This window comes from Ellagibacter sp. (assembly GCF_048412355.1).
GTDB lineage: Bacteria > Actinomycetota > Coriobacteriia > Coriobacteriales > Eggerthellaceae > Ellagibacter.
This window is the reverse complement of sequence record NZ_DBFSAP010000048.1, coordinates 1-13755: the sequence shown is the minus strand read 5'-3', so window position 1 is coordinate 13755 and position 13755 is coordinate 1. Positions and strand designations below refer to the sequence as shown.

Sequence of the window (13755 nt, the reverse complement as noted above, 5' to 3'; positions counted from 1 at the left end):
TCGCATATGAACTATCAACTGAGCGAACAGGCGGGGGCGCCTCGGTGTGAAGCTGGGCAAGGGGCATGCGCAGCTTGCGAGGAGAAGCAGCCCGCGGCGGGTCTTTACCGCGAATCATACGAGCACGACGCGTGCGGCATCGGCGCATTGGCGCACCTGAAGGGCGAGCGCAGCCATGCCATGCTGGACGATGCGCTGTCGGTGCTGGTCAATCTGGAGCACCGCGGAGGCACGGGCCTCGAGCGCAACACTGGCGACGGTGCAGGCGTGCTCTTCCAGATTCCGCATCGCTTCTTCCGCAAGGAAGCGCAGAAGGAAGGCCAGCTTTTGCCGGGGGAAGGCGACTACGGCGTTGCCATGCTCTTCTTCCCGCACGATGACGAAGTTGGCGTGCGCGACGCGAAGCGCGTCTTTGAGGAAGGTTGCGCGAAGTGCGGCGTGCCCTTGATGTTCTGGCGCGAGGTGCCGGTCGATCCGCACGACCTCGGCAGTACCGCGCAGGCGTGCATGCCGACCATCCTGCAGGCGTTTTTACGTCGTCCAGAGGACGTTTCCGCAGGCCAGGATTTCGAGCGCAAGCTTTATGTGTGCCGCCGCACCATCGAGCGCGCGGCTGACGCGAACCCGGCGCTCGCGAACAAGATCTTCTACGTGTGCTCGATGTCGAGCCGCACCATCGTCTACAAGGGCATGCTCGTGGCGACCCAGATGCGCCGTTTCTTCACCGACTTGAACGACGCGGCGGTCGAGACCTCCCTCGCGCTCGTCCATTCGCGCTACTCCACGAACACGACGCCGTCGTGGGAGCGCGCGCATCCGAACCGCTACATCATCCACAACGGCGAGATCAACACGCTGCGCGGCAACATTTCCTGGACGCGCGCCCGCGAGCCGAAGCTCTACAGCCCGGTGCTCGGCGAGGACCTGAAGAAGATCCTGCCGATTATCAACCGCGAGGGTTCCGACTCCGCCATCTTGGACAACGTGCTCGAGTTCCTGACGATGAACGGCCGTCCGCTCGACCGCGCCGTCACCATGATGATTCCCGAGCCGTGGGACAACAACGACCGCATCGACGAGAAGCGCCGCGCCTACGACGCCTACCAGTCCATGCTCATGGAGCCTTGGGACGGGCCTGCCGCCATCGCGTTCACCGACGGCCGCATGCTGGGTGCCGCGCTCGACCGCAACGGCTTGCGCCCGGCTCGCTACTACGTCACGCGCAAGGACTGGCTCATCCTGTCTTCCGAGGTCGGCACGATCGATGTCGATCCTGAGGACATCCTTCAGGCGGGGTGCCTCGGTCCGGGCGAGATGCTCGAGGTCGACCCTGACCAGGGACGCGTCATCTGGAACGATGAGATTCGCAACCGCTACGCGAACGAGAAGCCCTATCGCGATTGGCTCGGCGAGGAAATGCTCTCGGTCGACGATCTGCCACTGCCCGAGCCTGCCGACCCTGCCGCTGAGGAGGACACAGGCGTGCCCTTCACGCGCCGCATGGCCAAGCTGGGTTACCACTTCGACGACATCCAGGAGCTCATCCGCCCCATGGCGAACAAGGGCTCGATTCCGCTTGCGTCCATGGGCACGGACGCGCCGCTTGCGTGCCTCTCTAAGAAGACGCGCAGCTTCTTCGACTACTTTAACCAGCTGTTTGCCCAGGTCACGAACCCGCCGATCGATGCGTTGCGCGAAAGCTTCGTCACCTCGACGGTGCTTTACGTCGGCAACCACGGCAACCTTTTGGAAGACTGTCGCGACACCTGCCGCCTCGTGCGCCTCGAAGGCCCGATGCTCACCCACGACGAGTTCAACCGCCTGTGCTCGATCGACCGCGTTGGGTTCAAAACGGCGCGCTTCAGCTGCACTTATCCGCGCGGCGCTGAGGAGGGCGCGCTCGAAGGGGCGCTCGCCGCATTGCGCGAGAACGTGGAGGCGGCCGTGCGCGGCGGCGCGAACCTGATCGTGCTGTCCGACCGCGCGGGTGAGGGGGAAGTCCCCATCCCGAGCCTTCTTTCGCTCGCCGCGGTGCACAACCACCTGATCAACGTGGGTCTGCGCACCGATGCCGACCTGCTCGTGGAGACCGGCGACGCGATGCGCGCGCACGATTTCGCCTGCTTGGTGGGCTATTCTGCCTCGGGCATCTACCCGTACATGGCGCACGAGTGCATCCGCGATTTGTGCGAGCGCGGCGAGCTCGACGTGGACGGCGACACCGCTGTCGCGAACTACGACAAGGCGGTCACCGCGGGCATCACGTCCATCATGTCGAAGATGGGCATCTCCACGATGCAGGGTTACCATTCCGCGCAGATTTTCGAGATCCTGGGCCTCGATGACGCGTTCGTCGACGAGTGCTTCACCCATACCTCCACGCGCATCGGCGGACTTGGTGTGGAAGGCGTGCAGCGCGAGCTGAACGAGCGCTACGATAAGGCGATCGCGCTCGACAAGACCCCAGCGCCCGACCAGCTTCCCTCGCTCGGCGTGACCTCGTGGCGTCCGATCGACGGCGAGGAGCACCTGATCAATCCCCAGACGATCTACCTGCTCCAACGTGCGGTGCGCGAAGGCGACTACGGCATGTTCAAGGAATACAGCGCCGCATGCCATGTGCCCGGTCGCGCGGTCACGCTGCGCGACCTGCTCGACTTCGCGCCGCAGGGCACCCCGGTGCCGATCGACGAGGTCGAGCCCGCAAGCGAGATCGTCAAGCGCTTCAACACAGGCGCCATGAGCTACGGCTCCATCTCCAAGGAAGCGCATGAATGCCTGGCCATCGCGATGAACCGCCTCGGCGGCAAGTCGAACACGGGTGAAGGCGGCGAAGATCCCGCTCGCGAGACGCCGCTTCCCAACGGTGACAGCAAGTGCAGCGCCATCAAGCAGGTGGCGTCGGGCCGCTTCGGCGTGACGAGCCGTTACCTCTCTTCCGCCATCGAGATCCAGATCAAGATGGCGCAGGGCGCAAAGCCGGGCGAAGGCGGGCATCTGCCTGGCAAGAAGGTGTACCCCTGGATTGCCGAGGTACGTCGCTCCACCCCAGGTGTGGGGCTCATTTCCCCGCCGCCGCACCATGACATTTACTCGATCGAGGACTTGGCCGAGCTCATCTTCGACCTGAAGAATGCCAATCCCGGCGCGCGCGTGTCGGTGAAGCTGTGCGCGCTTGCGGGTGTGGGCACTATCGCCACGGGCGTTGCCAAGGGTGGCGCCGACAAGATCACCATCTCCGGCCACAACGGCGGCACGGGTGCGGCACCGCGCGACTCGATTTACCATGCGGGCATCCCGTTCGAGATCGGCCTCGCCGAAACGCAGCAGACGCTTCTGCGCAACGGCCTGCGCAGCCGCGTAGTCGTGGAAACCGACGGCAAGCTCATGTGCGGGCGCGACGTGGTCATGGCCGCGCTGCTCGGCGCCGAGGAGTTCGGCTTCGCCACCATGCCGCTCGTCGCCATGGGCTGCATGATGCAGCGCGACTGCCAGCAGGACACCTGCCCCGTCGGCGTCGCGACGCAGAACTGCAAGCTGCGCAGCTGCTTTGCCGGCAAGCCCGAGTACGTCGTGAACTTCATGATGTTCGTCGCCGAGGAGATGCGCGAGATTATGGCGCAGCTCGGCTTCCGCACGGTCGACGAGATGGTCGGCCATCCCGAGTACCTGCGCCAGGTTGAGGTGCCGGGCAACTGGAAGGCGAACGAGATGGACCTCTCCGACATGCTCGCCACGGTGACCAACGAGTTCGGCCAGGCTATCCCCGGTGCCGAGGGCAAGCACTTCCTCCCCTCGATGGCGCCCGACTGCCAGCTCGACCGTGCGCTCGATGCGACGCTGTTCATTCCCTACACGGCCGAGGCGCGCGAGCATCTGCGCCCCATCCGCTTCCGCGCCGACATCGCCAACGTGAACCGCTGCGTGGGCACGATGCTCGGCAGCCAGGTGACGCGCCAGCACCCCGAGGGGCTTCCCGAGGGCTCGATCACGGTGGACTGCGACGGCTCGGGCGGCCAGAGCTTCGGCGCCTTTCTGCCGCGCGGCATCACGCTGAACATCGAAGGCGATGCGAACGACTACTTCGGCAAGGGGCTTTCGGGTGGCGTCCTGACGGTGCGTCCGCCTGAGGCGGCGACCTACAAGTTCGACGAGAACGTGGTCGTGGGCAACGTGGCGTTCTATGGTGCGACCAGCGGAAAGGGCTTCGTGAACGGCCTTTCCGGCCAGCGCTTCGCCGTGCGCAACTCGGGCGCCACGGTGGTCGTCGAGGGCGTGGGCAACCACGGCTGCGAGTACATGACCGGCGGCATCGCGCTCATCTTGGGCGAGGTCGGGCCGAACTTCGCGGCGGGCATGTCGGGCGGCGTGGCGTACGTGTACGATAAGTTCGGTACGCTCGCGGACAACTGCAACCTCGACATGGTGCGCCTGTGCGAGCCCTCCGAGGACGAGATCGAGCTCATCCGCAGCCTGATCGAGGAGCACGCCGAGCGCACGCAGTCGCCGCGCGGCATCAAGCTGCTCTACCAGTTCAACACATTGAAGAAGCTGTTCGTGAAGGTGATTCCCCGCGATTACGAGCGCGTGATCAACGCGGTCGAGGCCGCCGAGGCATCGGGGAAGTCGCATGAAGAGGCGTTGCAGATTGCGTTCGACGCCATGACGGAAGGGAAGTAAGCGATGGGCAAGCCAGGAGCGTTTTTGGAGCATGGTCGTCATGCTCATGACCTGCGTCCCGTTGCGGAGCGCACGCAGGACTTCAACGAGTTGGGTGTGAATCTTCCCGAAGAGGGCCAGCGCGAGCAGGCGAGCCGCTGCATGGCATGTGGCGTGGCATTTTGCCAGTTCGGGGCCTCGTTTGGGAAGGCGCGCCCCTCGGGGTGCCCGCTTCACAACCTGATTCCCGAGTGGAATGACCTCGCATGGCGCGGCCAGTGGGACGAGGCGGCGGCGCGTCTGTCGCTCACGAGCCCCATGCCCGAGTTCACGAGTCGCGTGTGCCCGGCGCTGTGCGAGGCGGCGTGCAACTTAGGCCGCAACGACGAGCCCGTGACGATCCACGACAATGAGCGTGCCATCTCCGATTGGCAATGGGAACACGGCGGGCCGCGCAGGTTCGCGCCTGCTGCCGCGGATGCCCCGAAGGTCGCTGTGATTGGTTCGGGACCTGCAGGTTTGGTCGCCGCTTGGGACCTCGCGCGCCGCGGTGCCCATGTCACGGTGGTGGAGCGCCACGACCGTGCGGGCGGCCTTCTCATGTACGGTATCCCCAACATGAAGCTCGAAAAGTCGGTGGTCGCGCGCCGTACCGAGCTCATGGCCGAGCTTGGCATCGAGTTTCGCCTGAACACCGATGCGGCCGATTCTGCGGTGGCTGCGGGGCTTGCCGAGGAATTCGACGCGGTCGTCGTGGCGGCGGGCGCGTGTGCGGCACGCGGTGTTCGCGCCGAAGGCTTCGATGAGGGTCTCGCCTCGGGTGACGTGGTCTACGCGGTCGATTATCTCACCGAGCAGACGCGCGCGCTGCTCGAGGGCCGCGAGCCTGCTATCAGCGCCGAGGGCAAAGACGTCGTCGTTATCGGCGGCGGCGACACGGGCAACGACTGCATGGGCACGGCGGTGCGCCAGGGCGCGCGCACGGTGCGCCAGCTGGAATACGGCCCCTGCGCGCCCGAGGTGCGTGCAGCCTCCAATGCGTGGCCCGAGTGGCCCAACGTGAAGAAGACCGATTACGGCCAGGAGGAGGCTATTGCGCTTCAAGGTGATGACCTGCGTGAATGGTGCGCCGACACGCAGCGCGTGCTCCTGGATAGCGACGGGCACGTGCGCGGGCTTCAAGTCCATTCGCTCGATTGGTCGGCGGGCAAGCCTTCTGCGGTCGAGGGCTCTGAGCGGGAAATCGACGCGCAGCTGGTGCTAGTCGCTTGCGGCTTCGCAGGTCCCGAACATGGCGTGTTCGATGCGCTCGGTGTTCCCATGGCGACGACGGGTCGTCCCCTTCCCGTGATGGAAGGCGGCGCGACCGGCGCGGCTGCGGCAACGCATCGCGCTGAGCTGGCCGAAGGCACTGCTGCGGCGGGTCGTGCCGCAGTGTATGTCGCGGGCGATGCGCGCAACGGCAGCTCGCTCGTGGTGAGCTCGATGGCCGACGCGCTCAAGTGCGCAGCTGAAGTGGCGGTTGACTTGGGGCTTTAACCTCGATTTCGCCATTGAATCACCTTGCAGAAAAGGCGTCCCGCACAATGCGGGGCGCCTTTATTAATACTGTAGATGTGCTACACTAACATAGATAATGTAACGTAACATATACAATAAGGACTACTATGAAGCGCCCTTCGTCGCCAACGGTGAAACTTGCTGCAAAGCAGATCGGGGAAAACCTCGCAACATGGCGCAAATTGTATAATCTGACGTCTCAGCAGATTGCGGACAAAGCGGCGGTGTCGCGCGCCACCATTTCCCGCCTCGAAAACGGGGACCCGAAAGTGAGCTTCGAAACGTTTCTCAACGTGTGTCGTGCGTTGTCTTCTCTCGATGCCGTAGTGGAGGCAACGGACCCTTACGAGACTGACTATGGTCGCATCCGCGCTGATCAGGCACTCCCGCAACGGGTAAGGAGATCCTGATGGTTCCTATTGTCGATGTCTTTACGAGTCTTGCTGGGGAAGCTGCCGAAGTTCTTGTTGGAACGTGTCGGTTCAGTTTGCGTCGTGGGAGGATAAGCTGCTCTTTTGCCTATAACGATGCCTACCTCAAGAGAGCAGACGCTTATGCAATCGACCCCGCTTTGCCGCTGCGTTCCACTTTTTATCACTGCGAGGGAATGCCTGGCGCGATGCGCGACTCTTCTCCCGATCGCTGGGGAAGGCATCTGATTGACAGAAGGGCGATTGCCGAGGCCCAGGCGGCGGGTGCGACGCTTCGTGCGATTGACGAAGTTGATTATCTGCTGGGCGTTTTCGATTCCACTCGTCAAGGGTCCCTTCGTTATTCCGTTCCTGATTCTGACGACCGGTTGTCTGAGAGCAACGAGGTTCCTCCGATTGTCGAGCTCAAGCGGCTCCTTTTTGCCTCGAACGAAATAGCTCGAGGTAACGAAAGAAGCGGGCAGATAAAGGAGCTTCTTGATGCTGGCTCTGGTTCTTTGGGCGGTGCTCGTCCGAAGGCTTCCGTTGTCGACGAAGGGAAACTTCTCCTTGCGAAATTCTCCCATCCAGGAGATGAGTGGGATGTGATGGCGTGGGAGAAAACGGCGCTTGACATTGCGGGCGACGCGGGTATGGCGGTTCCTTCCTCGAAGCTTGTGAGAATTGGAAGCGACTCGGTGCTGCTCCTTGAGCGCTTCGATCGATCGGGCTCCCTTAAGAAGGGTGAGAGGATTCCGTATTTGAGCGCGATGACTCTGATCGGTGCGCATGATGGCGAGCATTGTGACTATGCGACCGTTGCCGACGCCTTGTCGGTTTGGACGTCAAATCCAAATCGCGAGTTGGCGGAACTCTTTCGAAGGGTCGTTCTTTCCGTGGCATTGCACAACACCGACGACCATCTTCGAAACCTGGGCCTCATCCGCAAGGAGGGAGGATGGGTGTTGGCTCCTGTTTTCGACGTCAACATCAACCCTGCTGCCGCGCGGGTTCGTGCCACTTCCATCTTTGGTGAAGTGGGAAAAAACGAGGTCGAGGGCTTGGATTCGTTTGGCGAGATTTGCGGACTGTCGGCTGAGGCAAAGGCACAAATTGTGGGGGAAACGCTTGCATCGGTTCGCCATTGGCGCGCGTTTGCCAAGCGAAACGGGTGCAAGGATTCGGAGTGCGAGCTGATGGGGCGCGTGATAGAGGAGCGCTGCGCGGCTCTCGAATCACGTTTTGCCAGGTAGCTGCAATGGAAATGGGAAGGCGTCCCGCGCAACGCGGGGAGCCTTCGACCCCGACATGGGGGAGCCTTCGATTCTTATGCCAGCAGGGCTTCGACTTGGACGTTCTTCAACCTGTTCACGGCATCGAGCTTCCACTTGGGATAATCGAAGCCGGGGTCTTCGTATTCGAAGTCCTTCAAGTCGACAAGCTTCGCGCGGATGTCGGGCGTCATGAGGGCGCGTCCGATGGCGATGAAGTCGGTGCCGATTTTCGGCCCGATGAGGCGGATATACTCGTCGAAGTCGTCCGCCTCCATCATCATGGGCAGGCATGCCATGTTGTGGTCGAACAGCGGCGCCATGCGAAGGATCTCGCCTGTCGCGTTGTTGACCAAAAAGCCGTAATTCCCCGCATGCCGATCGACGTTCGCCATAACCGCGTCCATCACGACCATTTCGCGAAATGCCTCTTCAGCGCCGTGTTCGGCGGCGAAGGCGAGCATGTCGTCGACATCGAAAGGACCCTCGAAAAAGCGGTGAGCGGAGACGAATCCCTCGCGTTCCGATGTGAACAGGGGGCATTTGCAGGCGAGCTTTTCGTGGAATCGAAGCAGCGAATAGGGAACGTGGTCGATTTTTGCGGCGTCGAGTAAATCTGATGCGAGCTTCTCGGAATACGGTTCGAACCCTGCGTTCGCATAACCGGTGGAACCGCGCTTCAAAAGTGAGATCTGCCCGTTTTCGCGAATCCAGCATTTCGCAAACGAACCCGACGTCGCGAACTCCGGGGAGGTGGGGGAGTTCTGCCGCCCGTACATGCCGGTGCCGTCGAAGGCGATGCGCGCGATGACGTCATCGAAGGGATTGCGATAGAGCGATACGTCATCCCAGGTCAAAGCTTCGTCTTCGCGCTTCATCCAGAAGGTGTCGGTCAGCGACAGGCAGCGTATCATGCCGATGAAGTCATGGCGGGTGGTAAGGCCGAGTTCGCGCATGAGCTTCTCGATCGACGTTCGGTGCTTGGCGATGGCTCGCCCATCGATCCAGTCGTTGATGTCGATGAACCCGTAGGGGAGATAAGGGTCAATGCGTTCGACCTCTGTATAGCGGAAGTCGTCGATCCTTTTCTCTTCTTTGTACGTTGCAACAACGGTGTTCTTGTTCATCAGCTGATAGAGCATGTCGCACCTCCCTCAGGCAAAATCGTTTACGTGCATTATACGGCACCGCGCTACTTCAGGACTCCCATGGTGAAGGCGCGCGCGAGGACGGTGGCCGCGCGCTGGCGCTCGACATTCTCGCCCGGGCAGAGGAGCTTTCCCCTGTCGGGATCGTTGTAACCCTCGACAAGGCCCAGGTCATGCGCCCATGCGAGAGGGGGCGCGCTGCTCATCGTGGCTCCTTGCGAATCTTGGGATGGGTCTCGGTTGTCGGGTTCTCGTTAGCATAGCACAAGCCTTTTATGCTATCCGCCGTGTAACAAATACCTTTCGCGGAATTGTCGTGATGCTGTGGCGAGTTGCGAACGTGGCGTCGAAACCATAGCGGTCGAACTAAACTGGGCAGCGAGTCGAAACCCTACGTCAGGAGGCCTGTGTGAAAACAGTCGCTATCATCGGCACGTTCGACACGAAAGGCGAGGAATTCGCCTATGTGAAAGCCCGCTTCGAGGAGCTGGGCGTCAACACCCTCACCATCCACTGCGGCGTCTTCGACCCGCAAACCATGCCCGACGTTCCCAACACGGAAGTCGCGGCGGCGGTCGACATCGAGATGTCGACCATCGTGGAGAAGAAGGACCGCGCTTTCGCCACCGAGACCATGACGCGCGGCGTCGAGAAGCTTCTGCCCACGCTGTATGCGAACGGCCGCTTCGACGGCGTGTTCTCCATGGGCGGATCGGGCGGCACCACCATCGCGACCGCCGGCATGCGCAAGCTCCCCATCGGCGTGCCGAAGGTCATGGTGTCCACCATGGCGTCCGGCGACACGTCCCCCTACATCGGCGCGTCGGACATCGCCATGTTCCCCTCGATCGTCGACGTGGCGGGCATTAACTCCTTCTCGGCGACTATTTTCAACAACGCCGTCGCCGCTATGGCGGGCATGCTCGAGCACGTCGCCCCCAAGCACGAGGACAATAAGCCCCTCGTCGCCGCGACCATGTTCGGCGTGACCACCCCCGCCGTGCAGAAGGCGCAGGCCTATCTGGAGTCGAAGGGCTTCGAGGTGCTCGTCTTCCACGCGACGGGCACGGGCGGAAAATGCATGGAGGCGCTGGTCAACGGCGGGTTCATCAAGGGCGTGCTCGACCTGACCACCACCGAGTGGTGCGACGAGGTTGCAGGCGGCGTGCTCACCGCAGGCCCCGATCGCTGCAGCGCGGCTGCCTTGAACGGCGTGCCGGCCGTCGTGTCGGTCGGTGCCGACGACATGGTGAACTTCGGGCCGTGGGAAACCGTTCCCGAGCAGTATCAGTCCCGAAATCTGTACAAGCACAACCCCACGGTCACGCTCATGCGCACCACGGTGGAGGAGAACGAGAAGATCGGCCACGCCATCGCCTCTAAGGTGAACATGTCGATCGGCCCGTGCGCGGTCATGCTGCCGCTCAAGGGCGTGTCGATGATCGACGCCGAGGGCCAGCCGTTCTACGGTCCCGAAGAGGACGCGGCGCTCTTCAAGACGCTCAAGGACGAGATCGATCCCGCGAAGGCCGAGATTATCGAGATGGACGCGCACGTAAACGACGACGAGTTCGCGATCGCCGCAGCCCAGAAGCTCATCGACCTCATGGAGAAATAGCACGACCGGGAAGGCGGCGGCGACGCGCTTCCGCCTCCCCCTTGGCACCGCGCCGCGCCAGGTCGCAGCCGCCCCATCCTCATCGGGCTCGCTGCGGGCGGGCGGCGCCTTCCCTAGGCTTCATCGGCGTCGTCCGTTCTAACTCGCGGACGCGCCGTGAACGCATATGTTCGGCAAGAAAAAGGTAGTACTCGAAAAGAAGGAGAACACCATGCTTGAACTGTCCCGCGCGGAAATCCTCGATCGTTTCCGTAAGTCCCTCGCCGAGGGCAACATCCTGCTCGGCGTCGGCGCCGGCACGGGCATCACGGCGAAGTCGGCTGAGGCCGGCGGAGCCGACATCTTCGTCATCTACAACTCCGGCCGTTTCCGCATGGCCGGTCGCGGCTCGCTCGCGGGCCTGCTTTCCTACGGCGACGCGAATCAGATTGTCGTCGAGATGGGCGCCGAGGTGCTGCCCGTCGTGAAGGACACCCCGGTTCTCGCCGGCGTCTGCGGCACCGACCCGTTCCGCGTCATGAAGAAGTACCTGGCCGAGCTGAAGGACCAGGGCTTCAACGGCGTGCAGAACTTCCCGACCGTGGGCCTCATCGACGGCGTGTTCCGCAAGAACCTCGAGGAGACCGGCATGGGCTACGGCCTTGAGGTCGACATGATCGCCGAGGCGCACAAGCTCGACATGCTCACCTGCCCGTACGTCTTCGACGAGGAGCAGGCGGCCGCGATGACCAAGGCCGGCGCCGACATCATCGTCGCGCACATGGGCCTCACCACCGGCGGCACCATCGGCGCCGAGACCGCGCGCACGCTCGACGACTGCGTGGAGATCATCACCGGCATCGTGAAGGTCGTGAAGGACATCAACCCCGACGCGCTCGTCATCTGCCACGGCGGCCCGATTTCCGAGCCGAAGGACGCGGCGTACGTCATCGAGCACGTGCCCGGCATCGACGGCTTCTTCGGAGCCACCTCGATCGAGCGCCTGGCCGCCGAGCGCGGCATCAAAGCCCAGACCGAGGCCTTCAAGGCGATCAAGAAGTAACGTCTCTCGGCTTCGCATTCCACTGAGGCTCCAACGGAGGGCGCTCGCAGCGATTCGCGTCGCGGCGGGCGCCCTTTTCTCGTGGTGGGAGCGCTTCCTCTTGCGCGCCGCGGCTCCGCTCGCGCTATACTAGCGCGCATGGCTAACACACTTGGAAAACTCATCATCTGCCCGACGCCCATCGGCAACTTAGGCGACATGACCGAGCGTACGGTTTCGGCGCTTGGGGAAGCGGACGTCGTGTGCGCGGAGGACACGCGCGTCACGGGGAAGCTGCTCGCCGCCTTCGGTATCGAGAAGCGGCTCGAACGCTTGGACGAGGCGCTCATCGGCGACCGCGCGGCGCAGGTCGCCGAGCGCGTGCTTGCCGGCGAGGTGATCGCGTACTGCAGCGACGCCGGCATGCCGGGCGTGTCTGACCCGGGGCTTCGGCTTGTTCGCGCAGCTCGCGAGGCTGGCGCGCCCGTCGAGGTGCTCCCTGGCGCATCCGCCTGCGCCACGGCCTACGTGGCAAGCGGCTGCACGTGTCCTCGCTTCTACTTCGGCGGCTTCTTCCCGCGCAAAGACGCCGAGCGCAAGGCGACGCTCGATGCGCTGCGCTCTCTCGACGCGGCGCTCATCTTCTACGAGAGCCCTAACCGCGTGGCGTCGGCGCTCGAGTCGATGGCCCAGGTGTTTCCCCTGCGCGAGGCAGCGGTGTGCCGCGAGCTTACCAAGCTGCACGAGGAAGTGGTGCGCGATACCCTGCCGAGCCTGCGCGACGAGTTCGCCCGACGCGCGGAAGAGGGCTCCATCAAAGGCGAGATTGCCATCGTGATCGACGAGCCGAGCGCTGCTGAGGAGGATGCGGCTCAGCTCGATGCCGCCGAGGCCGCCCGCGCCCGCGCTGCCGAGCTTAAGGCCGAAGGTGCGCGCAACAAGGAAATCGCCAAGGCGATCGCCGCCGAGTTCGGGCTTCCCCGGAACGCCGCCTACGAGATAGCGCTCGACGCTTAAAGGGTCGAGCCGTGGCGTATTCCAACCAATCGGGCCCCGTGCGCACGCGCCGCATCGCCTCCGGATCTTCGGGCGCGTCCTCTTCCGCCGACAAGCGTGCACCGAAGCGGGAGGGTTGCGGTTCCCAAGGTGGCAGGCGAGCCGGCGCCGCTGGGCGAACCCGTGCGGGCGCCCGCTCCGCCGCAGATGAGCGCATGCTTCTCGTCGACGGCATCGAGGTGCGCCTTTCCCGCAAGCGTGTAAAAAACCTCAACCTGAGGATCGCGCGCGACGGATCGCACGTGGACGTGTCGGCGCCGTCGTGGGTGAGCGAAGACGAGGTGCGCGACTTCGTTCGGCGCAAGGCGGCATGGATCGAGTCGCATCTTGCCCAGGCAGTTGATACTCCCATGGCGCGTGCGGCCAAGGCGACTCCCGAAGAAGTCGCCGCATGGCGCGAGGTTGTTTCCGCCTGTGTGCCCGCGCTCATCGCGGCGTGGGAGCCGATCATGGGGGTGCGCGCGGGCAAGATCGCGTATCGCAACATGACGAGCCGCTGGGGCAGTTGCCAACCGGCGACAGGGCGCATCTGCATCAACGTGCGGTTGGCGCTTTATCCGCCGGAATGCTTGGAATATGTGGTCGTCCACGAGCTGTGTCACTTGTTGGAGCGCGGCCACGGTCCAATGTTTCACCAGCTCATGGACGCGTTTATGCCCGATTGGAAGCAGCGCCGCGCGAAGCTGCGCTAAGGGGCGTCCCTTCCAGCGAGCGTCCAGGCATGCCCGCCTGCGCCCGCGTACGCGCGATCCCTTGCGCTCCCGCAGAGATGTCCGCGACCTCCCAGCCTGTGTTGAGATGAAACGTGACAAAAAGGCGCGAAACACAACGAAAATCGTGCAACGATGGAAAAACGATTATTCCTTCTTGCGGTGCGAGTTAAGTTTTTGAGGAAAAACAGCCGAGAAATCTGCTAGCGAAGGAAAAGGGCCCTTCGGTATGCTTGCGGGTGTCTAAGCCAAAGCAAGCAAGAGAAAGGCCCTTCACGATGAATCTTACCACGCGCGCCGAC

Annotated in this window: 10 protein-coding genes; 8 read left to right on the top strand and 2 right to left on the bottom strand. The window is 63.2% G+C overall.

Going from position 1 to position 13755, the window contains the following annotated elements; genetic code table 11:
- The first annotated feature begins 6 nt into the window (after nucleotides 1–6).
- From gltB to ACMRQN_RS07230, 4 genes are all read left to right on the top strand, one after another.
- Nucleotides 7–4680, top strand: a complete 4674-nt coding sequence (gene gltB, locus ACMRQN_RS07245; protein ID WP_418734423.1) for a glutamate synthase large subunit — start codon at nucleotides 7–9, stop codon at nucleotides 4678–4680.
- Between the two features lie 3 nt (nucleotides 4681–4683).
- A complete protein-coding gene (locus ACMRQN_RS07240) occupies nucleotides 4684–6198 on the top strand; it encodes a glutamate synthase subunit beta (protein ID WP_418734422.1) in 1515 nt (504 codons plus the stop codon).
- 128 nt (nucleotides 6199–6326) lie between these two features.
- Complete coding sequence (locus tag ACMRQN_RS07235) at nucleotides 6327–6629, top strand: helix-turn-helix domain-containing protein (RefSeq protein ID WP_418734421.1); 303 nt, start codon at nucleotides 6327–6329, stop codon at nucleotides 6627–6629.
- Entirely contained in the window at nucleotides 6629–7882 is a 1254-nt protein-coding gene (locus ACMRQN_RS07230) for a type II toxin-antitoxin system HipA family toxin (RefSeq protein ID WP_418734420.1), read from the top strand. The genes ACMRQN_RS07235 and ACMRQN_RS07230 overlap by 1 nt, the downstream gene beginning before the upstream one ends.
- Nucleotides 7883–7956: 74 nt before the next feature.
- Here the strand turns inward: ACMRQN_RS07230 and ACMRQN_RS07225 are convergent, their stop codons facing one another.
- The gene (locus ACMRQN_RS07225) at nucleotides 7957–9042 is read right to left on the bottom strand and encodes a hypothetical protein (protein WP_418734419.1); all 1086 of its coding nucleotides are present in this window, start codon (nucleotides 9040–9042) and stop codon (nucleotides 7957–7959) included.
- Between the two features lie 50 nt (nucleotides 9043–9092).
- Complete coding sequence (locus ACMRQN_RS07220) at nucleotides 9093–9254, bottom strand: hypothetical protein (protein WP_418734418.1); 162 nt, start codon at nucleotides 9252–9254, stop codon at nucleotides 9093–9095.
- 203 nt (nucleotides 9255–9457) lie between these two features.
- On the opposite strand from ACMRQN_RS07220, the gene ACMRQN_RS07215 reads away from it, so the two are divergent.
- The 4 genes from ACMRQN_RS07215 to ACMRQN_RS07200 all read left to right on the top strand — a co-directional run bounded on the left by ACMRQN_RS07215 (nucleotide 9458) and on the right by ACMRQN_RS07200 (nucleotide 13435).
- Complete coding sequence (locus tag ACMRQN_RS07215; protein WP_418734417.1) at nucleotides 9458–10666, top strand: Tm-1-like ATP-binding domain-containing protein; 1209 nt, start codon at nucleotides 9458–9460, stop codon at nucleotides 10664–10666.
- Nucleotides 10667–10877: 211 nt separating this feature from the next.
- Nucleotides 10878–11708 carry a phosphoenolpyruvate hydrolase family protein gene (locus tag ACMRQN_RS07210; protein WP_158048630.1) on the top strand — a complete coding sequence of 277 codons (831 nt, stop codon included), beginning with the start codon at nucleotides 10878–10880 and terminating at the stop codon, nucleotides 11706–11708.
- 138 nt (nucleotides 11709–11846) lie between these two features.
- Nucleotides 11847–12704, top strand: coding sequence for a 16S rRNA (cytidine(1402)-2'-O)-methyltransferase (gene rsmI, locus ACMRQN_RS07205; protein ID WP_418734416.1), 858 nt, complete (start codon nucleotides 11847–11849; stop codon nucleotides 12702–12704).
- 11 nt (nucleotides 12705–12715) lie between these two features.
- Nucleotides 12716–13435: a M48 family metallopeptidase gene (locus ACMRQN_RS07200; RefSeq protein WP_418734415.1), complete on the top strand. Its 720-nt coding sequence runs from the start codon at nucleotides 12716–12718 to the stop codon at nucleotides 13433–13435.
- Nucleotides 13436–13755 lie beyond the last annotated feature (320 nt).